General features: G+C 29.3%; 31 protein-coding genes and 1 riboswitch. Of the genes, 25 read left to right on the top strand and 6 right to left on the bottom strand.

Going from position 1 to position 26,347, the window contains the following annotated elements:
* The first annotated feature begins 68 nt into the window (after positions 1-68).
* The 13 genes from NNC19_RS02130 (at position 69) to pepT (ending at position 10,699) form a co-directional block, all read left to right on the top strand.
* Positions 69-593, top strand: coding sequence for a hypothetical protein (locus NNC19_RS02130; protein WP_310936945.1), 525 nt, complete (start codon positions 69-71; stop codon positions 591-593).
* A complete protein-coding gene (locus NNC19_RS02125) occupies positions 586-981 on the top strand; it encodes a GntR family transcriptional regulator (RefSeq protein ID WP_310936944.1) in 396 nt (131 codons plus the stop codon). The genes NNC19_RS02130 and NNC19_RS02125 overlap by 8 nt, the downstream gene beginning before the upstream one ends.
* A complete protein-coding gene (locus NNC19_RS02120; RefSeq protein WP_310936943.1) occupies positions 968-1,861 on the top strand; it encodes an ABC transporter ATP-binding protein in 894 nt (297 codons plus the stop codon). Before NNC19_RS02125 ends, NNC19_RS02120 begins: the two co-directional genes overlap by 14 nt.
* Positions 1,845-2,876 (top strand): hypothetical protein, encoded by a 1,032-nt coding sequence (locus NNC19_RS02115; RefSeq protein WP_310936942.1) that lies wholly within the window; start codon positions 1,845-1,847, stop codon positions 2,874-2,876. Before NNC19_RS02120 ends, NNC19_RS02115 begins: the two co-directional genes overlap by 17 nt.
* A gap of 94 nt (positions 2,877-2,970) precedes the next feature.
* Entirely contained in the window at positions 2,971-3,168 is a 198-nt protein-coding gene (locus tag NNC19_RS02110) for a hypothetical protein (protein ID WP_310936941.1), read from the top strand.
* A gap of 121 nt (positions 3,169-3,289) precedes the next feature.
* A complete protein-coding gene (locus tag NNC19_RS02105; RefSeq protein ID WP_310936940.1) occupies positions 3,290-4,000 on the top strand; it encodes a pseudouridine synthase in 711 nt (236 codons plus the stop codon).
* 140 nt (positions 4,001-4,140) lie between these two features.
* A complete protein-coding gene (locus tag NNC19_RS02100) occupies positions 4,141-4,323 on the top strand; it encodes a hypothetical protein (protein WP_310936939.1) in 183 nt (60 codons plus the stop codon).
* Positions 4,324-4,406: 83 nt separating this feature from the next.
* Entirely contained in the window at positions 4,407-4,949 is a 543-nt protein-coding gene (locus NNC19_RS02095; protein ID WP_310936938.1) for a class I SAM-dependent methyltransferase, read from the top strand.
* Between the two features lie 108 nt (positions 4,950-5,057).
* On the top strand, positions 5,058-5,954 hold the full coding sequence (locus NNC19_RS02090; protein ID WP_310936937.1) for a MurR/RpiR family transcriptional regulator: 897 nt from the start codon (positions 5,058-5,060) through the stop codon (positions 5,952-5,954).
* Positions 5,955-6,084: 130 nt separating this feature from the next.
* Positions 6,085-6,954 (top strand): SDR family oxidoreductase, encoded by an 870-nt coding sequence (locus tag NNC19_RS02085; RefSeq protein ID WP_310936936.1) that lies wholly within the window; start codon positions 6,085-6,087, stop codon positions 6,952-6,954.
* Between the two features lie 139 nt (positions 6,955-7,093).
* Complete coding sequence (locus NNC19_RS02080; RefSeq protein ID WP_310936935.1) at positions 7,094-7,534, top strand: hypothetical protein; 441 nt, start codon at positions 7,094-7,096, stop codon at positions 7,532-7,534.
* Positions 7,535-7,665: 131 nt separating this feature from the next.
* A riboswitch (M-box (ykoK) riboswitch) is annotated at positions 7,666-7,824 on the top strand.
* A gap of 190 nt (positions 7,825-8,014) precedes the next feature.
* Positions 8,015-9,343, top strand: coding sequence for a magnesium transporter (gene mgtE / locus NNC19_RS02075; RefSeq protein ID WP_310936934.1), 1,329 nt, complete (start codon positions 8,015-8,017; stop codon positions 9,341-9,343).
* A 135-nt stretch (positions 9,344-9,478) separates the two neighbouring features.
* Positions 9,479-10,699, top strand: coding sequence for a peptidase T (gene pepT / locus NNC19_RS02070; RefSeq protein ID WP_310936933.1), 1,221 nt, complete (start codon positions 9,479-9,481; stop codon positions 10,697-10,699).
* Positions 10,700-10,760: 61 nt separating this feature from the next.
* Here the strand turns inward: pepT and NNC19_RS02065 are convergent, their stop codons facing one another.
* Positions 10,761-11,690: an alpha/beta hydrolase gene (locus NNC19_RS02065; protein ID WP_310936932.1), complete on the bottom strand. Its 930-nt coding sequence runs from the start codon at positions 11,688-11,690 to the stop codon at positions 10,761-10,763.
* Between the two features lie 323 nt (positions 11,691-12,013).
* Between NNC19_RS02065 and NNC19_RS02060 the strand changes: the two genes are divergently transcribed.
* The 8 genes from NNC19_RS02060 to NNC19_RS02025 all read left to right on the top strand — a co-directional run bounded on the left by NNC19_RS02060 (position 12,014) and on the right by NNC19_RS02025 (position 18,571).
* Positions 12,014-12,430: a SoxR reducing system RseC family protein gene (locus NNC19_RS02060; protein ID WP_310936931.1), complete on the top strand. Its 417-nt coding sequence runs from the start codon at positions 12,014-12,016 to the stop codon at positions 12,428-12,430.
* Between the two features lie 40 nt (positions 12,431-12,470).
* Positions 12,471-13,787, top strand: a complete 1,317-nt coding sequence (gene rsxC / locus NNC19_RS02055; RefSeq protein ID WP_310936930.1) for an electron transport complex subunit RsxC — start codon at positions 12,471-12,473, stop codon at positions 13,785-13,787.
* Between the two features lie 64 nt (positions 13,788-13,851).
* Positions 13,852-14,871, top strand: coding sequence for an RnfABCDGE type electron transport complex subunit D (locus NNC19_RS02050; protein ID WP_396136394.1), 1,020 nt, complete (start codon positions 13,852-13,854; stop codon positions 14,869-14,871).
* A complete protein-coding gene (locus NNC19_RS02045; RefSeq protein WP_396136389.1) occupies positions 14,846-15,442 on the top strand; it encodes an RnfABCDGE type electron transport complex subunit G in 597 nt (198 codons plus the stop codon). The genes NNC19_RS02050 and NNC19_RS02045 overlap by 26 nt, the downstream gene beginning before the upstream one ends.
* 1 nt (position 15,443) lies before the next feature.
* Complete coding sequence (locus NNC19_RS02040) at positions 15,444-16,067, top strand: electron transport complex subunit E (protein WP_310936928.1); 624 nt, start codon at positions 15,444-15,446, stop codon at positions 16,065-16,067.
* Entirely contained in the window at positions 16,067-16,642 is a 576-nt protein-coding gene (locus NNC19_RS02035; RefSeq protein ID WP_310936927.1) for an RnfABCDGE type electron transport complex subunit A, read from the top strand. Before NNC19_RS02040 ends, NNC19_RS02035 begins: the two co-directional genes overlap by 1 nt.
* Positions 16,643-16,666: 24 nt before the next feature.
* A complete protein-coding gene (gene rnfB, locus NNC19_RS02030) occupies positions 16,667-17,479 on the top strand; it encodes an RnfABCDGE type electron transport complex subunit B (RefSeq protein ID WP_310936926.1) in 813 nt (270 codons plus the stop codon).
* Positions 17,480-17,524: 45 nt separating this feature from the next.
* The gene (locus NNC19_RS02025; RefSeq protein ID WP_310936925.1) at positions 17,525-18,571 is read left to right on the top strand and encodes an FAD:protein FMN transferase; all 1,047 of its coding nucleotides are present in this window, start codon (positions 17,525-17,527) and stop codon (positions 18,569-18,571) included.
* A 39-nt stretch (positions 18,572-18,610) separates the two neighbouring features.
* Here the strand turns inward: NNC19_RS02025 and NNC19_RS02020 are convergent, their stop codons facing one another.
* The 5 genes from NNC19_RS02020 to nadA form a co-directional block, all read right to left on the bottom strand.
* Positions 18,611-19,183, bottom strand: coding sequence for a Gx transporter family protein (locus tag NNC19_RS02020; RefSeq protein ID WP_310936924.1), 573 nt, complete (start codon positions 19,181-19,183; stop codon positions 18,611-18,613).
* Between the two features lie 10 nt (positions 19,184-19,193).
* Complete coding sequence (locus NNC19_RS02015) at positions 19,194-19,586, bottom strand: NusG domain II-containing protein (protein WP_310936923.1); 393 nt, start codon at positions 19,584-19,586, stop codon at positions 19,194-19,196.
* A 135-nt stretch (positions 19,587-19,721) separates the two neighbouring features.
* Positions 19,722-20,564, bottom strand: coding sequence for a carboxylating nicotinate-nucleotide diphosphorylase (gene nadC / locus NNC19_RS02010; protein WP_310937003.1), 843 nt, complete (start codon positions 20,562-20,564; stop codon positions 19,722-19,724).
* Positions 20,542-21,804: an L-aspartate oxidase gene (locus NNC19_RS02005; RefSeq protein WP_310936922.1), complete on the bottom strand. Its 1,263-nt coding sequence runs from the start codon at positions 21,802-21,804 to the stop codon at positions 20,542-20,544. Before NNC19_RS02005 ends, nadC begins: the two co-directional genes overlap by 23 nt.
* Position 21,805: 1 nt before the next feature.
* A complete protein-coding gene (gene nadA, locus NNC19_RS02000; protein ID WP_310936921.1) occupies positions 21,806-22,714 on the bottom strand; it encodes a quinolinate synthase NadA in 909 nt (302 codons plus the stop codon).
* A gap of 140 nt (positions 22,715-22,854) precedes the next feature.
* Between nadA and NNC19_RS01995 the strand changes: the two genes are divergently transcribed.
* The 4 genes from NNC19_RS01995 (at position 22,855) to queA (ending at position 26,331) form a co-directional block, all read left to right on the top strand.
* Positions 22,855-23,442 carry a hypothetical protein gene (locus NNC19_RS01995; RefSeq protein WP_310936920.1) on the top strand — a complete coding sequence of 196 codons (588 nt, stop codon included), beginning with the start codon at positions 22,855-22,857 and terminating at the stop codon, positions 23,440-23,442.
* Between the two features lie 187 nt (positions 23,443-23,629).
* Entirely contained in the window at positions 23,630-24,241 is a 612-nt protein-coding gene (gene ruvA, locus NNC19_RS01990; RefSeq protein ID WP_310936919.1) for a Holliday junction branch migration protein RuvA, read from the top strand.
* A 13-nt stretch (positions 24,242-24,254) separates the two neighbouring features.
* Entirely contained in the window at positions 24,255-25,289 is a 1,035-nt protein-coding gene (gene ruvB / locus NNC19_RS01985) for a Holliday junction branch migration DNA helicase RuvB (RefSeq protein ID WP_310936918.1), read from the top strand.
* A 16-nt stretch (positions 25,290-25,305) separates the two neighbouring features.
* The gene (queA, locus tag NNC19_RS01980) at positions 25,306-26,331 is read left to right on the top strand and encodes a tRNA preQ1(34) S-adenosylmethionine ribosyltransferase-isomerase QueA (RefSeq protein WP_310937002.1); all 1,026 of its coding nucleotides are present in this window, start codon (positions 25,306-25,308) and stop codon (positions 26,329-26,331) included.
* Positions 26,332-26,347: the final 16 nt, after the last annotated feature.

The following is a 26,347-nucleotide window of genomic DNA, read 5'->3' as shown; positions in this document are numbered from 1 at the left end:
AACAAAATATATAAACTAAAAGTGTACTAAGATAAATAGTACACTTTTATCATTTTAAGGGGGAGCATATGAAAAAATCAAAAATTATAACAGCTATTGGAATATTTATAATATTAACAGTGGTCCTTTCAAATATAGGGAAACATTCTAATTACACAAAAAGGATACATTTCAATTCAACACAAGAATTATTAGAAGAGCTAAATTCAAAACCGTTAGCTGCATTTAAGAATGAAAGTCGAAATTATAATAATTTAGTTTATAGTGATACTTTTAATGAATGTCTTTCAAAACGAAAAAGAATTACTTCTCCTGCAATAGATTACAGTAAACTAGATGTAAAAATAAATCAAGATAAAAATACTGAAGAAGATAGAAATAAGATAATAAATAAATATTTATCTTTAGGAAAGAATTTGAAAAAATTTGATAAACCTGAAAAAATAGAAGGATACAATTTAAGTGGTACATCTGAAAATATATATAGCAAACACACAGAAAAGATAAATATGGATGTTGTAATGATTGATGAAGGAGAGGGATGGGTTATAGATTACTTTTTAATTAATCCACAAGGTGATAAAAATGATTGAAATAAATATTAATAGCTCAATTCCATTATATGAACAAGTTAAAATAAAGATTAAAGAACTTATTTTAAAAGATGCTTTGAGAGAAGGAGATAAACTACCATCTATAAGAGAATTAGCTTGCATTATAACAGTTAATCCAAACACCATAAGTAAATCTTATTTGAGTTTAGAAAGAGATGGTTTAATAGAGACTATAAAAGGAAAAGGTACTTATATCAAAACAGGTGCAAATCAAATTTTAAAAACAGAAAGTATCAATAGCCTTGAAAAAGACATCTCAAATCTATTAAGAAATGCTTTAAATCTAAACTTTACATTTACAGAAATTGTTAAAATAGAAAAGGAAATATATAAAAATATGCAGGGGGAAAAGAATGGTAGAAATTAAGAATGTTTCATTAAGCCTTGATGATAAAGAGATTTTACATAACATAGATTTGAATGTGGAAAAAGGTAAAATTTATGGATTAATAGGGCCAAATGGAGTAGGAAAAACAACACTGATTAAGTGTCTTAGTGGAATTTATAAGCCTAGCACAGGTGAGGTTTTATATGATGGTGAAAATGTATATAATTCACCTAAAGTAAAAATGAAACTTTCTTATGTAGCAGATGAGAATAACTTTTTTTCATCATTTTCAGTTAAATCTATATTAAAATATTATAAACTTGCCTATAAAAATTTCAATGAAGATAAATTTCATAAAATAAATAAAATATTTAAAATTCCACTAAAGAAACATCTTTATCAATTATCTAAAGGGATGAAAATGAGAGTTGCATTACTTATGGCATTAGCAGCTGAAACAGAATATTTGATATTGGATGAGCCTACATCTGGACTAGACCCAATATTGAAAAATAAATTATTAAAACTTTTAGTAAATGAAGTAGCTACTAGAAATGTAACAATAATAATAAGTTCTCATCATCTTAATGAACTTGAAAGAATATGTGATGATGTTGCTATTTTAGATGGTGGAAAAGTATCCTATAAAAATACATTAGAAGATATGAAAAAGAAAATAAAAAAGCTCCAGGTTGCCTTTGATGCGCCAACTTACGAAGAAGATTTAAATATTAAAGGGATTTTTAAAATTTCTAGAGTTGGTAGGGTATTTACAATAATAACTGATAATTATGGAGATGAGCTTTTAAATGAAATTGAAAGATTTAATCCTCTGTTTATTGAAGAAATAGATTTAAATCTTGAAGATATATTTATTTATAAGATAGATGAGGAGGATTTAGATGAAGACATTATATAATAAAGCTCTATTATATCAGTATTATCATTCAGGTAAATGGGCATTATTTTTAGGTGCTGGTGCTTTTGGAGCGTTTACTTATATGAACTTAAATAATGAGATAACTTTTTTAAAAAGGAATATATCATCTTTGGAAAGTGATAAACTGATAAGTTATGCTCCTGAAAATATAATAAGTCTATTCTTTGTGTTATTTTTGGTTTATATGATGATTACAGGAATAAATAAAAGGAACAATTTAACGTTTTTGACCTGTGGGCCTTATAGTAAGGAAGAAATAAAGAAAAATCAAAGTATTTTTTTATTTGGAAGTTTATTAATTTTTGTTTTTATTTATGCTTATATTAATTTTTGTGTATTTTATAGAGAACAAGAACTTTTGATGCTTGCAGATAAACCTGTAATTATGCTTTTAAGAAATATTTTCAAAATGGTTATATGTGGACTAGCTTTTGGTGCTTATTTACTTTTAATGGACTGTTTATTTTCAAATATTGGAATGATGCTTTTTATGTTAATCATTACACCCATAGTATTTGTTGTAGATAACGTAATGATTATGTATTTGGGTGATGCTTTTAAAAGTTATTCAATTGTTACTGGTAATTGGATAGATAATTTTTTTAATTATATTTTTTATTCCAACATTAATCAAGAATTTGAATTTAGTTATGAAATAGGTATTATTATATGTATACTATTTATTACTATTATTGCATTTAGTCTTACATGGATAATAAATAAAAAACTGATAATTAATAATATTAATAAGTTATTTTGCTTTCCTATTGTAGAAAAAATATTTTATTGGGTATTTTCGTTTAGTGTCTTATTATTAATTTCAACTATTTTGATTTTTACCAATTATAGATCACAATATGTACAAGATTTATATTTCCAAAATGGAAGAACATTAAAGGGAACTATTATAGTGACCTTAGTTATTGTTGTAATAGCAATAACTGCAACTTTTATGGAGAAAGTAATTAGAAAGTTTATGAAAAGATTTATATAGATTTAAATTTCTTATGTAAAATAAAAGTATCTAGAACAAAACTCCTAGGTAAAGAATACAATATAGTAATCAAATGAATAGGAGTTGAGTAACTATGTCAAAATGTTGCTGTAGACCAGTTAACAGTTGTTGCAATGTTAATAGAAATAACTGTTGTGGTGGTGGCTTTGGTCAGAGTCCTTTTGGAAACTGTGGTGGTGTATTTCCACTTATATGGCTAATGCTAATATTTGGCGGATTCGGCATGGGCGGTTTCGGTGGCTGTGGCGGTTTCCGTGGTGGTTGGTTCTAGTAAAAGACCTAAAGGGCATCAAAATTGATGCCCTTTAATATTGTTAAATAAACTTTAAATTGAAATTTTTAGAACATAAGGATATAATCAACTTGAATTAAAAACATGGAGTGATTATTTTATGGAAGAAAGATTACAAAAATATATGGCAAGATGTGGTATAGCATCTAGACGAAAGTGTGAAGAAATAATTTTATCTGGAAAAATTAAGGTTAATGATATTATTATAAGTGAACTAGGAACTAAGGTTAATAGTATTAAGGATAAAGTTGAGTATGAAGGAAAGTTGATTTTACCAGAAGAAAAAAAAGTATATATTATGTTAAATAAACCAGAAGGTTATATAACATCTGTTAAAGATGAAAAAAACAGACAAACTGTTTTAGACATAATAAATGTTCAGGAAAGAATTTATCCTATAGGGAGACTAGATTATGATAGTTCTGGGCTGATAATTTTAACTAATGACGGTGAAATTTACAATAAAATTATTCATCCAAGAGTTAAAATAGTAAAAGAGTACATTGCTTTAGTTAAAGGAGAAATAAAAAAAGTAGAACTTGAAAAGTTAGAAAAAGGTATTGATATAGGTGGATATATAACAGCTCCATCAAAAGTTGAACTTCTTAATTATGTAGAAAAAAATAGCCTTATTAAAATAGGAATTCATGAAGGAAAAAATAGACAGATTAGAAGAATGTGCTCAGTTGTTAATCATGAAGTCATTTCACTTAAAAGGATTGGAATAGGAAAAATAAAGTTAGGTGATTTGAAAAAAGGTGAATTTAGAGACTTATCAATAGAAGAACTTCAATATATAAATAGTCTTTAATTTATTTATATTCTAATTTTTGTTATATTCTACAAATTTATTTGTATTATGAATAGAAGACGTGAATATGTAATAAGTATATAATTAATATTGTAAAGGAAAAAATTACATATTGCAAAAATTAGGAGGGAATATATTATATGAAAACATACTATGATTTGTGTTTAGAATTTGCACAACTATGTTCACAATTAGAGTTTTTAATGGATAGTAAGGAGAAAACAAAATCAGAAGCAGAAGCAAAAATATATGATGCTAAAATTGACAGAGTAGATAAAGAACTTCATGAACTAAAAGATTTTCTTAAAAGTAAAGAAGTATAATTAAAAGGGGCTTTTTCAAAGTATGAAGGATTTTCATTAATATTTTGAAAAAGCTTCTTAATTTTATAAGGAGCAGAGAAGATATGTTTAAATATGTAGGCGATATAAGTGAATTGGTACATTATATAATTAAAGAGTTTTTAGTAAATAAAAAAGTTGCCATTGATGGAACTTTAGGAAATGGATATGATACGGAGTTTTTGGCTAAATATTTTGAAAAAGTATATGCATTTGACATCCAAAAAGAAGCATGTGAAAACTTTATAAAAAAAGAAATTCAAAATGTTAATGTAATAAATGATTCTCATCATTTATTAACAAAGCATGTAAAGGGTGAAGTAGATTGCATAGTATATAATTTAGGTTTTTTACCAGGAGGAGATAAAAATATAACAACTAATCATAATACATCACTAAAAAGTATTAAGGAAGGACTTAATATATTATCATCTAGTGGAGTGATGGCAATATGTATATATACAGGTCATTGTGAAGGCAAGAAAGAAGAAACTTGCATTTTAGAGTATCTTGAAACTCTGCCTAAGTCACAGTATGGAGTGATGTTACACAGTTACTTAAATAGGAGTAATAATCCTCCAAAGCTTGTTATAATAGAAAAGAAATAGATACACTAAATATATACAGATTTTTAATGTTGAATATATCTGCATATGATGATAGAATTGAATTGCAAATGTTATAAAAATTTTAAATGACGATAGGGTGAATATTTAATGGATAACGAAGTAAATGAACAAGTAAAAGACTTAATGAAAATTATTCAAATTAAGTTTCAGAGATTAAGCAAAGGACAAAAACTTATAGCAGAATACATACTTAAGAATTATGATAAGGCAGCATTTATGACAGCAGCTAAACTCGGTGATTCTGTAGGAGTTTCTGAATCAACAGTAGTAAGATTTTCTAATGAACTTGGGTTTTCTGGTTATCCAAAGCTTCAAAAAGCATTACAAGAGTTAATTAAAAATAAACTGACTACAGTACAAAGACTTGAACTTTCTAAAGATTTCATTTCAACAGGAGATGCACTTAAAGGTGTACTTAAAGCTGATATGGAAAATATAAGAGCAACTCTTGAAAAAATAAATCCATATACATTTGATGAAGTGTTAAATTCAATTTTTAAAGCAAAGACAATATATATTATAGGGCTTAGAAGTTCAACAGCATTAGCAGAATTTTTAGGATTTTATTTAAATATTATTTTACAGAATGTTAGAATTGTAAGTTATGGTATTTCAGATATATTTGAACAAATGATTAATGTCCGTGAGGGAGATTTAGTTATAGGAATAGGCTTCCCAAGGTATGCCACCAAAACCATTGATGTATTAGATTTTTCGAAAAAGAGGGGAGCGGAGGTTTTAGCTATAACAGATAGTTTACTTTCTCCATTAGCAGCAAAAGCAGATTATACATTAATTGCACAAAGCAATATGGCATCTTTTGTTGACTCACTAGTAGCACCTTTGTCTATTATAAATGCATTAATTATTGCAGTTGGAATGAGAGAAAAGGAAAATATTTCTGATATATTTGAAAATTTAGAACAGATATGGCAAGATTACAATGTTTATTCATATAATACTAAAAATATTTTAGAAGATTAATTAAGTAGACAATTAGTAATAAAGATAAAAAATCTTTATTACTAATTGTCTATTATTTTTTTGAAAATAGATTAAAGTTCAGCTATGTACACATAATAAATAGGAAATATTTTTACAAGGAGATGATATTATGATTGAAAACACTTTTCCTAAAGTTTTTCCACCACAAACCCAAAATACTCAACCTGGTATTGAAAACCAAATGAGTCCATTGCCTATATATGAACATGAAGAATATAACTTTAATGCAAATAGATTAAAAGATAAAGTTGCAATAATTACAGGTGGAGACAGTGGAATTGGTAGAGCTGTAGCAATAGCATATGCTAAAGAAGGAGCAAAAGTAGCAATCATATATTTAAATGAAGATAAGGATGCGGAAGAGACAAAAAGAAAAATAGATGGCTATGGTGGTATTTCCTTACTAATAAAAGGAGATATAGGTGATGAGATATTTTGCCAAAATGCAGTTAATACTGTTATTAATTCGTTTTCAAAAATAGACATATTAATATGTAATTCTGCAGAGCAACATACAGCCAATAGTATAGAAGATATTACTTATGAGCAACTAGATAGGACATTTAGAACAAACGTTTATGGAACAATTTTTATGGTGAAAAATTCTATTAAACATTTAAAAGAAGGGGCTTCAATAATAATTACAACATCCATTACAGCATATCAAGGTAATGAAACCTTAATTGACTATTCATCAACTAAAGGAGCATTAGTTTCTTTGACAAGATCCTTATCAAAAAGTTTGGCACCTAAAAAAATTAGGGTAAATGCTGTAGCACCAGGGCCAGTATGGACTCCATTAATACCATCATCTATGCCAAGCGAAGATGTACAAAAATTTGGCTCAAAAACTGAATTTAAACGAGCTGCACAACCTGTTGAACTAGCAGAAGCATATGTTTTTTTAGCAAGTCAAGGTGCATCATTCATAACTGGAGAAGCAATACATGTAAATGGAGGAGAATTTGTTAATTCTTAGTATATTATTTATTTTCTTTCTGAAATAGTCCAAATGTCATCAAAATACTTAAAATTTTCTTAAAATAAGTGTAATAATGTTCACCTTACTAATTTTTGATGATAATATAATATTATAGAATGTGGTAGGAGGCGAGACTATGATAGATGATATAAAAATGGCAATAAGTGCTAATAATCTTCAAAAAGCTAGAAGGATACTAAAGGATGAATTTATAAGTAGAGATTATCCACGTGAAGTATTTAAGGATGCTTTAGATTTGGCAGAATCATATGATGTTTTTGAAGAACACGATAATGAAAAGTTCTTGCCTGATTCAAAAGATTGGACTAACGATTACTTACAAGATTTAAAAGATGCATTAGATGATAATTTTTCTAAAGAAAGATTTATGCATGCATATACTGTTGCTAGAAAACTTGATAAAATGAATAAAGCTAATAAGTTAGATAGTTATAATATTAGTGTATATGATCATTATAAAGATTTTGTTTTTCGTGCACAGGTTGGAACAGCTATTATTACCATAGCTGCAGTAGGTATTGGAGCTTTACTTTACAAAAAACATAAGAAAAAATAGAAAATTGGGCACTATCTTGAAGAGAAGATAGTGCTTTTTTTGTATAAAAATCTTAATATATTTTTAATTATTATTTTACAAAATAACATTGACCAATATAATTTAAAGGACTATTATGTATTAGGACAAAAAAATATAAGTGTTAGGTGAGGCTCCTATAAAGATATATGCTACTACCCAGAAAAATCGAGAGATTCCAATGGGTTAACAAAAATCATCGCAAAGGTGATTTTTAACGTAGCTGACATTTGTCAAAGCTTTATAGTGCTAAAGCTCTACAATTTAAGAAGATATGAGAAAGACTTTTTAGTGTGGAGCTATTAAAGTCTTTTATTTTTGTAATAAAAAAGGTGGTGGTGTAAATGGACTTGGATCCTAGTAGTAAGCTGAGATTTAGTAAAAATAAAAAGTTATTAGAGGAAGATGAAATTTATCCACTGACGATGTTTTTTATCTACCTCTAAATTTGGGAGGTAAAAAATGAAAGAAGAATTATTAAAAGTATTACTTTATACTAAAGAAGAAGAGTTAAATGGAATAATAGAAGATATCCATCCAGCAGATATTTTAGATGTAATTCATGAAAATGAAGATGAGCTTTATAATATATTAAACAAGCTACCTGATTGGATGATAGCTCATATAATAGATGAAGAAGATGATGAAGAAAAATATGAAATCTTAAAAGTTTTTTCAGAAAATAAACAAAGAAAAATTATAGAAGAAATGTCTTCAGATGAACTCACTGACCTTGTAGGTGCATTAGATGAAGAAAAATCAATGCATATACTTGAAAAAATGAATGAAGAAGATAGAGAAGATGTTAGTAAACTTTTGACTTATGAAAAAGATACAGCTGGTGGTATTATGGCTACTGAATTTATTTCAATAAGAGATAATAAAACAGTAGAAGGTACACTAAAGTATTTGCAACAAGTAGCACCAGATGCTGAAAGTGCATATTATTTATATGTTACTGATAGAAATGAAATATTAAAAGGTGTTTTATCATTACGAGATTTAGTTAGTTCAGATTTTGAAACTAAGATTACAGAAATAACTAATACGAATGTAATTTCAGTAAAATATGATATTGATCAAGAAGAAGTTGCTAATAAGTTTGAAAAGTATGGATTTTTAACAATGCCAGTAGTAGATGAAAAAGAAAAATTACTTGGAATAATTACCGCTGATGATATTATTGAAATTATGAGAGAAGAATCAACAGAGGATATTCATCGTCTTGGTGGAGTTGGTAAAGAAGAGAAAATTGATGGTTCATTAAGAGATTCAGTAAATAGTAGATTACCATGGTTATTTGTAAATTTGTTAACTGCTATATTAGCCGCAGCAGTAGTTGGAATGTTTGAAGGAACTATAAGTCAAGTAGTAACCTTAGCTACTTTCATGCCAATAGTTACAGGAATGGGAGGAAATGCAGGGACTCAATCATTAACAATAGTAGTTCGCGGTATTGCACTTGGAGAACTAACTGGTGAAAATGCTAAAAGAATATTTATTAAGGAATTATTAGTAGGACTATTTACAGGTGTTGCTCTTGGTGCTGTTATTGCATTACTTGGCTATGCATGGGAAAGAAATGTAGTATTTGGTATTGTAATTGGTGTAGCTATGATTTTAAATATGGTTTTTGCTACTATGTCAGGATATATAATACCTGTTATATTGAAAAAGTTAAAAATAGATCCAGCATTGGCTTCAGCTATATTTGTAACTACAGTTACTGATGTCTTAGGATTCTTTTTCTTTTTAGGATTAGCAACAATATTTATTAAATATCTAATATAATAATTTTAATTTATGGAAATAAACTATTCTGAGAGATAAGTTTATTTCCATAATTTTTATTTTTAATTATGTAAAATTATTTTAAATAGTGGTACTATATAAAATATAGAGAACATTAGAAATGGAGTGACAAAAATGAAAGCTTATGAACGTTTGTTAAAATATGTAAAAGTATATACTACCTCAGATGAAAGCTCAAATACAGTTCCAACTACTAAAAGACAATTTGATTTAGCAAAGTTATTAGTTGAAGAGATGAAGGGGCTTGGAATAGAAGGAACAAGAGTTGATGATAAAGGATATGTTTATGGATATATTCCAGCAACTAAAGGATATGAAGATAGACCAAGTATAGGACTTATTTCTCATATGGATACAGCTCCAAGTGCAAGTGGAGAAGGTGTTAATCCACAAATTATAGAAAATTATAATGGTGAGGATGTTATTTTAAAAGGAAACAATACTATATTATCTGTACAGAAATTTCCAGGTTTAAAGGACCTAAAAGGAAGAACTCTTATAACAACAGATGGAACTACTCTTTTAGGTGCAGATGATAAAGCAGGGATATCAGAAATATTAACAGCATGTGAAAGAATATTAACTGAAAATATTCCTCATGGTAAAATATGCATTGGATTTACACCAGACGAAGAAGTAGGAAGAGGAGCAGACCACTTTGATGTAAAGGGGTTTGGGGCTGATTATGCATATACAATAGATGGAGGCGTAGAAGGAGAAATAAGCTACGAAAACTTTAATGCAGGAGTTGCAGATGTTACAATAAAAGGTGTTCTTGTTCATCCTGGTAGTGCAAAAAATACTATGATTAATGCTTTAAATGTTGCTTGTGAATTTAATTCTTTATTACCTTCAACTGAAAGGCCAGAGCATACAGAAGAATTTGAAGGTTTTTACTATTTAGAAAAACTAAATGGTGATACTGCTGGAGCAAATATGCATTATCTTTTAAGAGATCATAATAGTGAAAAATTTGCTGAAAAAAAAGATACAATGAAGCATGTTGAAAAAATATTAAATGAAAAGTATGGTGAAGGAACTGTAGAGGTAGAATTACGAGATCAATACAAAAATATGTTAGAACATATTAAACCATGTTTCCACCTAATAGAAAATGCTACTGAAGCTATGAAATCATTAGGAGTAACTCCTGTAATTGAGCCAATTAGGGGTGGTACTGATGGTGCAACACTTAGTTATAATGGATTACCATGTCCTAACCTAGGAACTGGAGGCCATGCTTTCCATGGAGAGTCAGAGCACATTACTATTGAAGCGATGGATATCTGCACTAATATAATTGTAGAAATCTTAAAGAGATATGCTAATAGTTAATTTATAAATCATATAAAAAAGACTTTAATTTTAATAAAGAATTAAAGTCTTTTTTTATTCATTAAGGTAAATTGCGCATTAATACAAAAGAATCATGAACTAATTGAGGATTTTCTAATACTGCACAATGGTTATAATCTTCTGCAACATATAGATGTCCATCTTTAATTTGAGATAGCATGTCTTTTTGCTTATCAAGTGTTGTTAATATGTCATCAGAAGCAAAAAAATCATAAACAGGAACTTTTATTTGAGATATCTGTTCATCAATATTTAATACTTTATCTATTGAAAAGTCACTATTACAAGCTTCTACAGGAGCAATGACATTAGGTATATCTGCAATAAGAGTGTTTGTAACATCTTGCGTTACAGATTGACTTTTTAACTGCTGAACTAAAGTTGATAGTGCTGTTATCCTTGTTTCTTCAGTTACAGAACCTAAATTAACTCCATACCAATTGGATGAAGAATCTATTAATCCTACTGATTTAATATGTTTAGGATGCCTGCTTGCTATATCTAAAGCAACAGATCCCCCTAATGACCAACCTTGAATTTCAGATTTATTATTTAATTTATTTTGCTTTACAAGCTTATTAATTAAAGCTGCAACACTATCTCCTAATTCACTAAATTTATCTCTAGATTTTGATATATCACCATAATGGCCAGGCAAATCTACTAATACAACATTATATCCTTCCTTAGCATAAGTTTTGCCATAAGGTATCATTGCAGAAGCAGAGTAAGCTGAACCATGAATTATAACTATAGATTTATTAGAATAAACATTACCTAATTGGATATAAGACATTTTTTCATTATTTACTTTAACTATATGCCTTGCATAATTATTAAGTTCAATTGTTTCAGTATCAGATTTAAGTGTTTCAGGAGTATCAACTGTTTGTGCAATAGTAGGTATAGCATGTCCTACACTGATTAAAGAAACTAACGATAAAATTAAACCTATTTTACTCTTCTTCATATTCTAAAATTCTCCTTTATTTGTCTTAAAATTTATAATTTTTATATAGATAAAACATTTACATATTGCGTATTATAACATAATATACAAAATATAACAAATAATATGTAAACTGATAATAGAATTTTATTTTGTTTAGAATTTGAAAAATGTATTAAAGATTTTTATGAGGTTAGAAAAAATCTTTAATCATATATTTCATAATTTAATATATAAATTAATATAAACAAAATTAGAATAATATATATGTAAATATGAATTGTAATTTATATCTAAGAATACATTAATAATTAAAGATGGAAATGCAAAGGAGTATGATAAAAATGAAAACAGAACAAGGAATTGTAATTGAGGTCATTGATAAAGTAGCTAAAATTAAAGTCGGAAGGCATAATGATTGTAAAAATTGTGGAGCATGCCCTGGAGATAATAATTTAATTTTAAATGCATCCAATGAAATTGGAGCCAAAATAGGGCAGAGAGTAGTTTTTGAAGTAAAAGGAGACAATGTTCTAAAATCTGCCTTTGTTATATTTATCTTACCATTAATTGTTACATTTATAGGAGCATTAATAGGTGGGACTTTAGCAAAATATGTTGGATATAATGTACATATGCTTCAAATAGCAGGTGGAATAATTGCTTTTATATTATCTATGATATTAATAAAGTTGTTTGATAAGGCTGTAAGAAAAAGTAATAAAGCCTTACCCAAAATTGTTGATATCTTAGGTAAATAATAGAGCAATTTTATTTTTTATATTTGTGAGGTGAAGGTTAATGTTAAAAAGTTTTATTGGAGGAATACATCCAAAAGGTAAGAAAGAATATACTTCTAACAAAGTTATAGAAGTTCCATCCTTACCCAAAAAGGTAATAATTCCTATGAACCAACATATAGGAACACCTTGTGTACCAATAGTTAAAGTTGGTGATATGGTGAAGAAAGGTCAATTAATTGCTAAGAGTGAATCATTTATGCATAGTCCAATACATGCATCTATCTCTGGCAAGGTTACTAATATTATGGAAATGCCCCATACAACTCTTGAAAAAAGTTTGTCAGTAGTAATTGAGAGTGATGGTTTGGACCAGTGGATTGAAGGAATCCCGTTAAATCGTGAATGGGACAAACTAGAAGTTGAAGAAATTCTTAAAATTATTAAAGAAGCTGGTATTGTTGGTCTAGGTGGAGCAACTTTTCCTACTCATATTAAACTTTCTCCAAATCCAGATAAGAATGTGGACACTTTTATTGTTAATGCAGCTGAGTGTGAACCATATCTAACAGCTGATTATAGAATGATGCTTGAGTATACTGAACGATTAGTTACTGGTATAAAGATAGTTATGAAAACACTAGGAGTTACAAAAGGATTTATAGGAATAGAAGATAATAAACTTGATGCTATAAGGGTTATGAGAGAAGCACTTGAAGATACTAATATAAAGGTTGTAGCTTTACCTACAAAATATCCTCAAGGTGCAGAAAAAATGTTAATAAAAGTAATTACTAATCGTCAAGTTCCAATAGGTGGGTTACCTATGGATGTTGGTGTAGTTGTACAAAATGTTGGTACTATCATAGCTGTTTGTGATGCTGTTGTCCATGGAATTCCATTGATACAAAGAATTACTACAGTTTCAGGAGATGCTATTAGTGAACCTAAAAATTTATTGCTAAGAATAGGTACAAGTTTTAAGGATGCCATAGAGTATTGTAATGGCTTTAGTAAAACGCCTGAAAAGATAATTATGGGAGGTCCTATGATGGGATTTGCTCAATTTACTTTAGATGTACCTGTAATAAAAGGAGTATCTGGAATACTTGCCTTAAGTAAAAAAGCAGTAAATTCGGGAGAAGAAACTTCTTGTATTAGATGTGGTAGATGTATCAAAGCATGTCCGATGGGTTTGGTCCCAAGCATGTTAAGCATATTAGGTGAACGTAATAGATATAAGGAAGCAAAAGAAGAATATGGTTTACTTAATTGTATTGAATGTGGAAGTTGTGTATATACTTGTCCAGCAAAGCGAAACATTGTGCAATATATAAAATATTCAAAAATGCAAAATAGATTACAAGCAAGAAAATAATGAAAGAGGGGATAATATGAGTTCAGAAACTAAGGCAAAAGTAAATGAATCTCATGAAGTTGAAATGAAAGAAATTTCAAATGTAGATAATAAATTTACTGTATCATCATCTCCACATATTCGCTGCCCTGAATCAGTGTCAAGGATAATGTGGAATGTAAATTTGGCTCTAGCACCAGCAGCTATTTTTTCTATATTTTATTTTGGAGTACCTGTTTTAATTAATATAGTACTTGGAATAGCTTCAGCTATTGGATTTGAGTATTTAGTTGAAAAGTTACGTAAAAAGAAGATCACAGCATTGGATGGGAGTGCATGCATAACAGGTCTTTTGATTGCAATGTCTGTTCCTCCAACATTACCACCATATATGATAATAGTTGGTTCATTTATAGCTATTGTAATAGCTAAACATTCAATGGGAGGATTAGGATTTAATATTTTTAATCCTGCTCATATTGGAAGAGCAGCTTTAATGGTATCTTGGCCAGTTGCAATGACCACTTGGACAAAAATGACCACTTCTGTGGATGTTGTTAGTAGCGCTACTCCTTTAAATATATTAAAACAACAAGGATATGAAAGTTTAATTAATACTTTTGGAAATCACACTGAATTATATAAGGCAATGTTTTTAGGAACAAGGAATGGAAGTGCTGGAGAAACATGCACTATATTGCTTTTACTTGGAGGGATTTATTTAATATATAAAGGTTATATAAATTGGCATGTACCTGTTTTTATGATTGGAACAGTAGGAATATTAACATGGATTTTTGGGCCATCGGGATTATTTACTGGAGATCCATTATTTCATATGATGGCAGGAGGTTTAATTTTAGGAGCCTTTTTTATGGCTACAGATATGGTTACTATTCCGATTACAATAAAAGGACAGGTTGTATTTGCAATAGGAGCAGGAATAATCACTGTATTAATTAGATTAAAAGGTGGTTATCCTGAAGGAGTTTGTTATTCAATTTTGCTTATGAATGTAGTAACACCATTAATTGATCGATTAATGAAACCAAAAGCATTTGGAGAAAGGGAGGAAGTATATGTTAGGAACCCATCATCTAAGTAAAAAAGATATGTTAGAAACACATATAAGCAAAGGAGATTCAATTATAAAAGTAGCAATTAATTTAATATTAGCTTGTTTAACTTCAGGTTTGATAATAGGAGTAATATATTTCATCACAGCACCAATTGCAGCAGAAAAAAATGAAATGTTAACACAGCAAGCCATGAAAGATTTAGTAAAGGATGCAGATGATTTTAAGGAAGTGCCAAATAAAACAGAATGGTATGCTGCTGAGAAGGCTGGCCAAGTAATAGCTTATGTAGTTCCAACTGAAAGTAAGGGGTATGGTGGAGCTATTAAAATGCTTGTGGCAGTTTCTATAGATGGAAAAGTTATTGATTATAATATATTGTCATCTAATGAAACTCCTGGTCTTGGAGAAAATGCTTCAAAAGATTCTTTTAGAAGTCAATTCAATGGAAAGCAATTAGATGATTTATCTGTAGTAAAAGATCCATCTAATGAAAAAAATATTCAAGCTATGACTGGAGCTACTATAACATCTAAAGCAGTGACAGGAGCTGTTAAAGATGCTGTAGGTAATGTAGTTGATTTTGTAGGAGGTAAATAAGATGAAGGAGTTATGGAATATATTTAAGAAAGGGTTAATTGACGAAAATCCAATTTTTGTATTATCATTAAGCCTTTGTCCTGCATTGGCTGTAACAACTAGTGTTATTAATGGTTTAACTATGGGATTATCAGTATTGTTTGTTATCACTGCTAATAATGTAGTTGTGTCATTAACCAGGAAAGTTGTCAATGAAAAGGTTAGAGTTCCTGTCTATATAACATCTATTGCAACTATAGTAACAGTTGTTCAACTTGTATTACAAGCATACTTTCCAACATTATATAAGGCACTTGGAATTTATCTAGCATTGATTGTAGTATTTGCTATTATTCTAGCAAGAGCTGAGGTATTTGCTTCAAAAAATAAAATATTTCCATCTTTTCTTGATGGACTTGGTATGGGATGTGGTTTCACAATAGCAATGGTTTCAATAGCTGCTATAAGAGAACTTATTGGAAATGGAACAATCTTGGGATATTCTGTACTAGGAAACTGGTATAATCCGGCGTTAATTATGATTCTGCCACCTGGCGCATTTATATTAATAGGATATATGATAGGCGGCATTAAGATTTACAATAAACACAAAGAAGAAAATATATTAAAAGGAAGTGAAGAGTAATGGCTGCATATTTCACCATATTTATTGGTGCATTACTTATAAATAATTTTGTACTAACAAGATTTTTAGGACTTTGTATATTCTTTGGAGTTTCTAAAAATTTAAATGCCTCACTTGGAATGGGAATGGCTGTTACATCAGTTATAACACTTAGTTCTAGCCTTGCATGGGTGGTATATCATTTTGTTCTTTTGCCATTTAATCTAACTTTTTTGAAGACTATAGTTTTTGTAGTGCTTATAGCAAGTTTTGTACAATTATTAGAATTAATTATAAAAAAACAAGCACCTGCTTTATATAATATGTGGGGAATTTATCTAGTTTTAATTGCAACAAACTGTATAGTACTATCTGTTCCAATATTAAGTGTAGAATCGAACTATACGTTTTTAAAAAGTTTAGTTTTTGCTATCGGTTCTGGAATGGGCTTTGCCCTTGCTTTAATACTTATGGCAAGCATTAGAGAAAAACTTGTATATGCAGATGTGCCAAAACCTTTAGAAGGGAATGGGGTAGCATTTGTTGTAGCAGGTATGCTATCACTTGCTTTTCTTGGATTTTCAGGAATGATATAAATTTTAGGTGGAGGTGTATAAAAAATGTATACTGCAATAATGGTTTTGGTTGTAATGGGGGCAGTTGGTACGATTTTTGGATTTATACTTGCTTATGCAAATAATAAATTCAAAATAGAAACAAACCCACTTATTCATACTGTAGAAGAAGTTCTTCCAAAGGGACAATGTGGTGCATGCGGTTATGCAGGATGTGCCGCTTATGCTGAAGCAGTTGTTACCAATAAAGAAGTTCCTCCTAATTTATGTGTTCCAGGGAAAGATAAAGTTGCAAAGTCTGTAGCGGAACTTACAGGAAAAGTTGCAGAAAAGGTAGAACCTAGGATTGCTCATGTTAAATGTAGCGGATCAATTGGAAAATCTACCATTGGATATAATTATAAGGGCATAGAAGATTGTATGGCTGCAAATTTGCTTCATGGGGGACCTAAAGGTTGTAAATATGGTTGTGTTGGCTTTGGAAATTGTGCAAAAATTTGTCCTTTTGGTGCTATTAAAATGGGTGATAATGGATTACCAATAGTAGATGCTAAAAAATGTACTGGTTGTGGAAAATGTGAAGATACATGTCCTAAGAAGGTTATTCAATTGCTACCAGTAAATGCCACTGTAAAGGTTAGTTGTAATTCTAAAGATAAAGGTGGTATAGCTAGAAAGATATGTAGCAGTAGTTTGTGCTTAGGATGTGGTATTTGCGCAAAAAATTGTAGTCATGATGCTATTAAAATTGAAAATAATCTTGCTGTAGTAGACACTAAAATATGTGCAGAAAGCTGTAGAGATGCAGCATGTGTTACAAAATGTCCAACAGGAGCAATTAAGATTAACACTAAATAGTAGAGAAAGAGATAAACAAAATATATAAAGAGTGGGTGTAATCACATGAAAAAAATTATTTTTATATTAATAATCAGTATTGTTTCTATATTAACTTGTGTTTCATGCTCTAATAATAGTAAATATTACGAAAAAAGTGACATAGTGATGGATACAACAGTAACATTAAGTGCTTATGGAAAAAATTCGAAAGAAGCAGTTGAAGAGAGCTTTAAAAGGTTAGAAGAGATCAACCAAATGGCAAGTACTAATATAAGTGATAGTGACGTTTATAAGATTAATAATTCTTCTGGAATAGGTTATGTTAAGGTGCATCCTGAAATTTTAAAGATGATAGAAACATCAATAGAGTATTCAGAATTAAGTGGAGGAGCTTTTGATATTACTTTAGGCCCAATAATAAATTTATGGGGAATAGGTACAGAGAATGAAAGGTTACCTTCAGATAGGGAAATAAAAGAAAAATTATCATTAGTGGGATACAAAAATATTACTATAAACAAAGATGATAGTAGTATTATGCTTAATAATAAAGGAATGTCCGTTGATTTAGGTGGTATTGCTAAAGGCTTTGCAGCTGATGAGGTCTTAAAAATTTATAAAGAGCAAAATATAGAAAATGGCCTTATTAATCTAGGTGGAAGCACTATATATGCCCTTGGTAAAAATAAAGATAGTAAAGAATGGTCTGTTGGCATTAAACATCCTAGAAGTGAAAATGCTAATGAATATATGGGAGTAATAAGTATAACAAATGAAGCATTATCAACCTCTGGGGATTATGAAAGATATTTTATAAAAGATAATAAGAGATACCATCATATTATAGATCCAAAGACAGGATATCCATCAGATAATGGAGCTATTAGTGATACAGTTATATTATCTGATGATGTATCAGATAAATGCATGCTAACAGACATCCTTTCTACTACAGTTTTTATATTGGGACAAGAAAAAGGATTAAAACTTATTGAAGGATTACAAGGAACATCTTGTGAAATTACTACATCTGATAATAAGGTTTATACTTCAGAAGGATTTAAGGGTAGAATTACTGATTTAAATACAGAATTCAAATTTTCAAAGTAGATATTAGAATAAATTTTATGTAGATAAGGAGCAATTTCATTAGTAATTTTTAAATTTACTATGAATAGCTCCTTTTTTTGTATGACTATATCTTTCTAAATCTTTAAAATAAGATAGTTTTGACATATGTTTAATTATAAAGTTTGAAGTTATTCCAATAAATATTCCAGTTCCAACTCCTGATATAGACAATATAGGCAAATAAAGCATTACACCAATATTCCTAACTACAAAAGAAGCAACAAGTAGTTGTCCTAAATTGTGAAAAAAAGCTCCAGAAACACTTATACCTATTATGCTAAACTTATTTTTACCTAATGATTTAAAGAATATCATCATAAAAAAGCTAAGGAATGCTCCAGAAGCACTATACATAAAGGTTGAGAGATTTCCTGTAAAAATAGTTGAGAGCAAGAGTCTTAAAAAAATTATTAAGAATACATCTTTTTTATTATTAAGTGTATATAAGGCTATAACAGTAATTAAATTAGTTAATCCAATTTTTGCACCTGGAGTAATAAAAATTGGAGGCATCATACTTTCTACAATAAAAAGAGTTAAAGCTTGTGCAACTAAAAGACTTATATATACTATTCGAAATGTTTTTTTCATTCTAAGTACCTCAATGTGTTGTAATTACATCAACATTATTTTTATTATTATTATTACTTTTAATTTGAATCATTAACTTATGTGGAAGGCAAACCAGTTGTTCACCAGGATTTGATATAAAGCCTGATTTCACACAAATTTTATCAGGACAATCAGCATCTAATATTTGGATAGACTTGTCCTTAATTTTTAAGATATTATAACCATAATCAGTTTTTATGTCTATTTGCTCTTCACCAGTATGTTCAGATAAAGGTATCTTTTTATAAAACTTGCCATTTAAAGTTATTTCAGCATAAGTTCTGTTATAAGATTTACCAAGAATTATTCCAAAAACAAGCTCTGGAATAAATGATAGGGTGATTAAGAAAACTATTAAAATTATATCCCATTTTTTAAACATAGTAGTTCCTTCTTTAAGTTTTTATTATATAAAAGGTCTATTAAGATTATTATATATTTCCAATAAATGGTTGTAAATAGAGTGTGTACTATTTTAAAATTATATATTTAACAAAAGAATCTAGTACAAGAGTTTCTAAAACTCTTGTACTAGATTCTTTAATGATATATCTAAGACTTTAAATGAATGTGTTAGTGCTCCACAAGAAATATAATCCACACCACTTAGTCCATAATCTCTAATAGTTTCAAGGGTTATATTTCCAGAACATTCTGTAATAGCTCTCTTACTTATTAAATCAACCATTTCCTTAGCTAAAGAAGGAGTCATATTATCAAGCATTATAATATCAGCTCCAACTTCAAGAGCTTCCAATACTTCTTCCTCTGATTCAGTTTCTACCTCTATCTTAGTGGTAAAAGAAGAATTCTTTTTAGCAAGCCCAACAGCTTCTTTTATACTACCAGCTGCATCAATATGATTATCCTTAATTAAAACTGAATCTGATAGAGATAACCTATGATTTGCCCCACCTCCACATAGAACAGAGTATTTATCTAAATGCCTATAAAGTGGAGTGGTTTTTCTAGTATCTACTACCTTTGAATGTAAGCCCTCAAGTTTTTTTACATATTCATTAGTTGTAGTAGCAATACCACTCATTCTTTGCATTAAGTTAAGAGCAATCCTTTCACCCATAAGAATATTTCTAGTGTTTCCATAGACTTCAGCGATTTTAGTTCCTTTTTTAACTTCAGTTCCATCTGTCACAGTAAATTCTACTTTAACATCACCTAAAATTTCAAAAACACGTGAAAAAACAGAAATTCCACATATAATACCATCTTCTTTAACATATAGAGACACCCTTGATCTGCTATTTGCATCTATTGTTGCATTGGTAGTAATATCTCCAAAAGGCATATCTTCTTGTAAAGCTCTTTTAATTAGATCATCAACAATTAAGAAGTTTAGCATAATTTTCATCAACCCTTTCCTTTAAGAAATCAATTAGATCTTCTTTAGTTGGATAATTAACTATATTTGAATATAACTCATCATTAATTTTTTGAGAACATCTAAATCCAAATACAACACCTTCAAGTAGCGAATTACTTGCAAGTCTATTATTACCATGCACTCCTGTACAAGCTGTTTCTCCAAGAGCATATAAATTATTTAAATTTGTCTCTCCATTAAGATTTACTTTTATGCCACCCATGGCATAGTGATGGGCAGGAGAGATTGGAAGCATTTCTTTATCCATGCTATATCCACGTTTTAAACATTCATTATAGATAAATGGGAATCTTGTCATTAAAAAATCCTTATCCAAATGAGTTAAATCTAAATAAACATATGGAGTATTAGGGCTTTTAGAAATTTCATTAAGTATTGCTTTTGAAACTACATCACGAGGTTTAAGAGAATCTACAAATTCTTCACCATATAAATTTCTAATAATTGCACCTTCACCTCGTAAAGACTCAGAAAGTAACAATCTTTTACCATTTGAATTTTTTTCATAAAGAACAGTAGGGTGAAGTTGCAGATAGTTTATATCCTGAATGGCAATATTATTTTTTAGTGCTATAGAAATTCCATCTCCAGTAAGGGAAGGAAAGTTAGTAGTAGAAGTAAATAAACCACCTAATCCTCCAGTAGCAAGTATTGTTGATTTTGCATGAATTTCTAAAGCTTCTTCATTAATACTGCAAATTCCTCCAAGACACTTATTATCCTTTTTTATAATATCAATAAGTTTACATTTCTCTATTACTTCTATATTAGTTCTAGTCTCAAGTACACTATATAAACTTTCCATTATATATTTGCCTGTTTCGTCTTTAATATGGGCAATTCTAAAGGTACTGTGACCACCTTCTCTCGTATAACTTAAGGAACCATCTAGTTTTCTATCAAAAGGAACATCAAAATGTGCTAATCGATTTATATTATCTCTTGATTCTTTAACTAAAACTTCTACAGATTTTCTATTGTTTTTATAATTACCAGCTTTAATTGTATCCTCAATATATGGAGTGATATCATCATCATTGAGTACTGTTGAAATGCCTCCCTGAGCTAAATAAGAATTACAATCTCTTAAGTTTTCTTTGGTTATTAAAATTACTTTTAAATTTGAGTTTAAATTTAAAGCAGAGTATACTCCTGCTACACCAGTACCAGCAATTAATACATCACAGGTTTTAATCATACTAGTCATCTCCTAATATATGCATATTTTCTAAAGCTTTATAAGCCTTTAATCTCATTTCCTCATCTATAGTTATTTCATTTGTTTCATTTGCTAAACAATCATAAACTTTTTGTAAGTTTGTCATTTTCATATTGGGACAAATCATGGAATTTCTAAGTGGAATAAATTCTTTATTAGGGTTTTTCTTTTTCATCTGATGAAGTACCCCTTCTTCAGTAACTACAATGAATCCTTTGGAAGAAGAATTATTAGCATAATTAATGATTTCAGAAGTGCTTCCTATATAATTAGCAAAATTTCTAACTTCTTTATTACATTCAGGGTGAACTAGGATTTCATAGCTTGGATACTTTTCTTTTAATTCAATAATATCAGGGCCTTCCACTCTTTCATGAGTTGGACAAAATCCTTGGTATAAAATAAACTTTTTATCAGGAAAATGTTCAGCTATAAATTCACCTAAATTTCTATCTGGTAGAAATATGATTTCTTTTTCTCGTATATTGTTCATTATCTTAAGTGCAGAGGAAGAAGTTACACAAACATCTGAAACTGCCTTTATATCTAAATTAGTATTTATATAACTAATAACTTTTGCATTTGGATGAGATTTTTTCAAATCTTCCAGCCTATCTATAAGTGCCATATCAGCCATTGGACATCTTGATTCTTCAGCAGGCAAAAGCACTTTCTTGTGTGGTGATAATATTTTTGCACTTTCTGCCATAAATCTAACACCACAAAAAATTATTAGATTAGCAGGAGATTCTACTGCTTTCTTACTAAGGAAATAAGAGTCTCCTACAATATCAGCGACTTCTTGAACTTCACCTGGTTGATATAGATGAGCCAGTATCAGTGCCCCTTTTTCCTTTTTTAGTCTTTCTATTTCTTTAACCAAATTCACATTAAACAACTCCTTGCAGATTATACAGGTGTATATACACTTGTATAAAGTTTAAAATAATCCAGTTAGTTTGTCAATTTATTTTAAGGTTGTATATAAACAACTATTATTGGTAATAATTTCATTAGGGAGTGATGAAGATGAATAAAGCTAAGAAATTTATTTTTTTAGGTGCAATTATTTTTACTTTAATGTTTGTAATAAGTTTTTTTGCATTTGATAATTATTTAAATAAAAGGAAAAATATAGATGAAGAAACAAATCAAACAACTATGGCGAATGATAAAAATAATGTTTTGAACGAAAAAATTAAAATTACATTATATAAAGGAGATAGTAAAGAAAAGGAAGGTACTTTAAAGGATATGAAGAAGGACCTTGGACTTGATGGAGATGTAACACAAGAAACATTAAGTAAATCCTTAGAAAAGCAGGGCTATAAATTAGATACTGTTTATGATGATGAGATTTCTTATAAAAGATCTGTAGAAAGTGCAGTGGAACCTAATAAGTACTATATTAAGCAATACGAAGAATACTTCACAGTATTTGCTAGTGATAGCGAAGGAAATTTGATATTAAGTAATCCTCAAATAGACATGCATCTGAACGAAAAGAAAAAACTTAAAGATTTACCAAAATCAGATCAAGATATAATTAATAAATTAGAGTTAAAGTTTGACACTAAAGATGAAGCAGAAGAAAAATTATCTGAACTTATTTCATAAACTTAGTAAAAAGCAAATTCTATAGAATTATTAAAAAGGTTGATTTAAATAGAAGTTAGACTCTATTAAATCAACCTTTTGCGGTTAAGTACAATTCTAGAAAGAGTTGAAAGATTCTATGTTAAATGATAAAGTATAATAAGGATTTTAAGAGAACATACTTTCACTTTTACTGGAGGATAAAAAAATGTACGAGTATATAAAAGGAAAATATATAGGGATAAATAAAGATTATATAATTGTAGAAAATAATAATATAGGATATAAAATCTTTACATCAGGAGCAACTATGTCTACTATGCCTAAATCAGGTGAAGACGTTATGCTTTATTTAGAACAGATAGTAAGAGAAGATTTCATAGGACTTTATGGATTTGAATCTAAAGAAGAACTTGAGATGTTTAAGCTTTTACTATCAATAAATGGGGTAGGAGCAAAGGCAGCATTATCTTTATTATCTATAAGTAGAGTTAATAATTTAAAATATGCCATAATAATGGAGGATGAAAAGCATATATGCAGAGCACCTGGAATTGGAAAGAAAACTGCTGGAAGAATTATTCTTGAACTTAAAGACAAACTTAAGAAAGAAGATATGACAGTTGATAAAGGAGAAAATGGAATATCTACTCTTTCTGATGGAGAAATAGATTATAGAGTTACATTAAATGAAGCACTAGGAGCATTATTAGCGCTTGGATACAGTGAAAAAGAAGCTGAATTTGCAGTAAGTAAAGCAAATAAAGAGGATACAGTTGAAAATATTATTAAAAATTGTTTAAAGACATTAATGGGATAGGAGGTTATAGTTTATGGAAAGAATCATAACTTCTAAAGAATTAGAGGAAGATTCTAATGGAGAATTAAGTTTAAGACCTCAAAAAATAAGTGAATATATAGGACAGGATAAAGTAAAAGAAAGGCTTAATATATTTATAAAGGCAGCTCAAAAAAGAGGAGAAGCCTTAGATCATACACTTTTTTATGGGCCTCCAGGACTTGGAAAAACTACCTTGGCTAATATTATAGCTAAAGAAATGGGTGGAGATTTAAAGGTTACATCTGGTCCAGCAATAGAAAGAGCTGGAGATTTAGCTGCTATCTTAACTTCTCTTAAGGATAATGATGTTTTATTTATAGATGAAATACATAGGCTTAATAGAAGTGTAGAAGAAATACTATATCCAGCAATGGAAGACTATGCACTAGATATAGTTATAGGTAAAGGAGCAGCAGCAAAATCAATAAGGTTAGATTTGCCACCCTTTACTTTAATAGGGGCTACTACTAGGATAGGAATGCTAACAGCCCCTCTTAGAGATAGATTTGGAGTTATGTGTGCAATGGAATATTATACAGTAGAACAGCTAAAAGAGATAGTTATAAGAAGTGCAATAGTTCTTGGGTGTGATATAACAGAGGAAGGTGCTATTGAGATTGCAAGAAGATCAAGAGGAACTCCAAGAATAGCTAACAGGCTTTTAAAAAGAGTTAGAGATTACTCAGAGGTATATTCGGATAGTTTAATTAGTCTAAAGGAAGCTAGAGCAGCTTTAGAACTTCTTGAAGTTGATGATATGGGTTTTGATAGAGTTGATAATAAAATATTAGAAGCTATAATAGATAATTTTAATGGAGGCCCTGTTGGGATAGAAACACTTTCGTACTTTATAGGTGAGGAACTTGGAACATTAGAAGATGTATATGAACCATATCTTCTTCAAGGAGGGTATATAATTAGAACTCCAAGGGGAAGAGTAGCTTCTGAGAAAGCTTATAAACATTTAGGAAGAAGCATGAATAAAAAAAGCAAAAATGGAGAACAAGGAAGTTTCTTCAATAGTTAGGAGACGTGAAAAAATAATGAAAGTAACAGATTTTGATTTTTATCTTCCAGAGGAGCTTATAGCACAACATCCCTTAGAGAAGAGAGATCAATCTAGATTGATGGTGTTAGATAAGAAAACAGGAGAGATAGAACATAAGAAATTTTATGATGTTATAGATTATCTTGAAAAAGGGGATACTCTTGTTTTAAATAATACTAGAGTTATGCCAGCCAGATTAATTGGAGAAAAAGAAAATACTGGTGGAAAAATTGAATTCCTTCTATTAAAAAGGATAGAGGGTGACAAATGGGAGTCACTAGCAAAACCAGGGAAAAGTGCAAGGGTAGGTAGAAGATTTATCTTTGGAGAAGGAAAACTTAAGGCAGAAGTTATAGAAGTTTTAGAAAATGGTAATAGAATCATTGAGTTTTATTATGAAGGGATTTTTGAAGAAGTATTAGATTCTCTTGGGGAAATGCCACTTCCACCATACATTCATGAGAGATTAGAAGATAAAGAAAGATATCAAACTGTCTATTCAAAAGAAGAAGGTTCAGCTGCAGCGCCAACAGCTGGTTTACACTTTACAAAAGAATTACTAAAGAAAATAGAAGATAAAGGTGTAAATATAGCATATATAACTTTGCATGTAGGTCTTGGAACCTTTAGACCTGTTAAAGTTGAAACTATAGAAAACCATGATATGCACTCAGAGTTCTACACATTATCCAAGGAAACTGCAGAAATAATAAATGAAACAAAGAAGCGAGGAAATAGAGTAATTTCAGTTGGAACAACATCTACTAGAACTTTAGAAACTATTGGAGATGAAAATGGATTTGTAAAAGAGCAAAGTGGATGGACAAATATATTTATTTATCCTGGATATAAATTTAAGATTGTAGATAATCTTATTACAAATTTTCATCTACCAGAATCGACTCTTATTATGCTAGTATCAACACTTGCAGGAAGAGGACATGTAATGAAAGCTTATGAAGAAGCAGTTAAAGAAAAATATAGATTCTTCTCTTTTGGAGATGCTATGTTTATAAAGTAATTAAGGAGTGAATTTT

The organism is Clostridium sp. SHJSY1, assembly GCF_031626875.1.
Lineage (GTDB): Bacteria > Bacillota > Clostridia > Clostridiales > Clostridiaceae > Clostridium.
Note: the sequence above shows the minus strand (reverse complement) of the source record. Positions and strands in the feature narration are given on the sequence as shown.

Excerpts from the sequence above, each read along its gene's own strand:
- NNC19_RS02005 (WP_310936922.1), bottom strand. The coding sequence starts at position 21,804 with ATGATTAAAACCTGTGATGTATTAATTGCTGGTACTGGTGTAGCAGGA.
- NNC19_RS02025 (WP_310936925.1), top strand. The coding sequence starts at position 17,525 with ATGAAAAAAATTATTTTTATATTAATAATCAGTATTGTTTCTATATTA.
- NNC19_RS02100 (WP_310936939.1), top strand. The coding sequence starts at position 4,141 with ATGAAAACATACTATGATTTGTGTTTAGAATTTGCACAACTATGTTCA.
- NNC19_RS02115 (WP_310936942.1), top strand. The coding sequence starts at position 1,845 with ATGAAGACATTATATAATAAAGCTCTATTATATCAGTATTATCATTCA.
- NNC19_RS01995 (WP_310936920.1), top strand. The coding sequence starts at position 22,855 with ATGAATAAAGCTAAGAAATTTATTTTTTTAGGTGCAATTATTTTTACT.
- NNC19_RS02120 (WP_310936943.1), top strand. The coding sequence starts at position 968 with ATGGTAGAAATTAAGAATGTTTCATTAAGCCTTGATGATAAAGAGATT.
- rnfB (WP_310936926.1), top strand. The coding sequence starts at position 16,667 with ATGTATACTGCAATAATGGTTTTGGTTGTAATGGGGGCAGTTGGTACG.
- nadC (WP_310937003.1), bottom strand. The coding sequence starts at position 20,564 with ATGCTAAACTTCTTAATTGTTGATGATCTAATTAAAAGAGCTTTACAA.
- pepT (WP_310936933.1), top strand. The coding sequence starts at position 9,479 with ATGAAAGCTTATGAACGTTTGTTAAAATATGTAAAAGTATATACTACC.
- NNC19_RS02090 (WP_310936937.1), top strand. The coding sequence starts at position 5,058 with ATGGATAACGAAGTAAATGAACAAGTAAAAGACTTAATGAAAATTATT.
- NNC19_RS02015 (WP_310936923.1), bottom strand. The coding sequence starts at position 19,586 with ATGTTTAAAAAATGGGATATAATTTTAATAGTTTTCTTAATCACCCTA.
- ruvA (WP_310936919.1), top strand. The coding sequence starts at position 23,630 with ATGTACGAGTATATAAAAGGAAAATATATAGGGATAAATAAAGATTAT.
- ruvB (WP_310936918.1), top strand. The coding sequence starts at position 24,255 with ATGGAAAGAATCATAACTTCTAAAGAATTAGAGGAAGATTCTAATGGA.
- NNC19_RS02125 (WP_310936944.1), top strand. The coding sequence starts at position 586 with ATGATTGAAATAAATATTAATAGCTCAATTCCATTATATGAACAAGTT.
- NNC19_RS02050 (WP_396136394.1), top strand. The coding sequence starts at position 13,852 with ATGAAAGAAATTTCAAATGTAGATAATAAATTTACTGTATCATCATCT.
- queA (WP_310937002.1), top strand. The coding sequence starts at position 25,306 with ATGAAAGTAACAGATTTTGATTTTTATCTTCCAGAGGAGCTTATAGCA.
- NNC19_RS02095 (WP_310936938.1), top strand. The coding sequence starts at position 4,407 with ATGTTTAAATATGTAGGCGATATAAGTGAATTGGTACATTATATAATT.
- NNC19_RS02040 (WP_310936928.1), top strand. The coding sequence starts at position 15,444 with ATGAAGGAGTTATGGAATATATTTAAGAAAGGGTTAATTGACGAAAAT.
- NNC19_RS02035 (WP_310936927.1), top strand. The coding sequence starts at position 16,067 with ATGGCTGCATATTTCACCATATTTATTGGTGCATTACTTATAAATAAT.
- NNC19_RS02110 (WP_310936941.1), top strand. The coding sequence starts at position 2,971 with ATGTCAAAATGTTGCTGTAGACCAGTTAACAGTTGTTGCAATGTTAAT.
- NNC19_RS02065 (WP_310936932.1), bottom strand. The coding sequence starts at position 11,690 with ATGAAGAAGAGTAAAATAGGTTTAATTTTATCGTTAGTTTCTTTAATC.
- NNC19_RS02130 (WP_310936945.1), top strand. The coding sequence starts at position 69 with ATGAAAAAATCAAAAATTATAACAGCTATTGGAATATTTATAATATTA.
- mgtE (WP_310936934.1), top strand. The coding sequence starts at position 8,015 with ATGAAAGAAGAATTATTAAAAGTATTACTTTATACTAAAGAAGAAGAG.
- NNC19_RS02060 (WP_310936931.1), top strand. The coding sequence starts at position 12,014 with ATGAAAACAGAACAAGGAATTGTAATTGAGGTCATTGATAAAGTAGCT.
- NNC19_RS02105 (WP_310936940.1), top strand. The coding sequence starts at position 3,290 with ATGGAAGAAAGATTACAAAAATATATGGCAAGATGTGGTATAGCATCT.
- rsxC (WP_310936930.1), top strand. The coding sequence starts at position 12,471 with ATGTTAAAAAGTTTTATTGGAGGAATACATCCAAAAGGTAAGAAAGAA.
- NNC19_RS02045 (WP_396136389.1), top strand. The coding sequence starts at position 14,846 with ATGTTAGGAACCCATCATCTAAGTAAAAAAGATATGTTAGAAACACAT.
- NNC19_RS02085 (WP_310936936.1), top strand. The coding sequence starts at position 6,085 with ATGATTGAAAACACTTTTCCTAAAGTTTTTCCACCACAAACCCAAAAT.
- NNC19_RS02080 (WP_310936935.1), top strand. The coding sequence starts at position 7,094 with ATGATAGATGATATAAAAATGGCAATAAGTGCTAATAATCTTCAAAAA.
- NNC19_RS02020 (WP_310936924.1), bottom strand. The coding sequence starts at position 19,183 with ATGAAAAAAACATTTCGAATAGTATATATAAGTCTTTTAGTTGCACAA.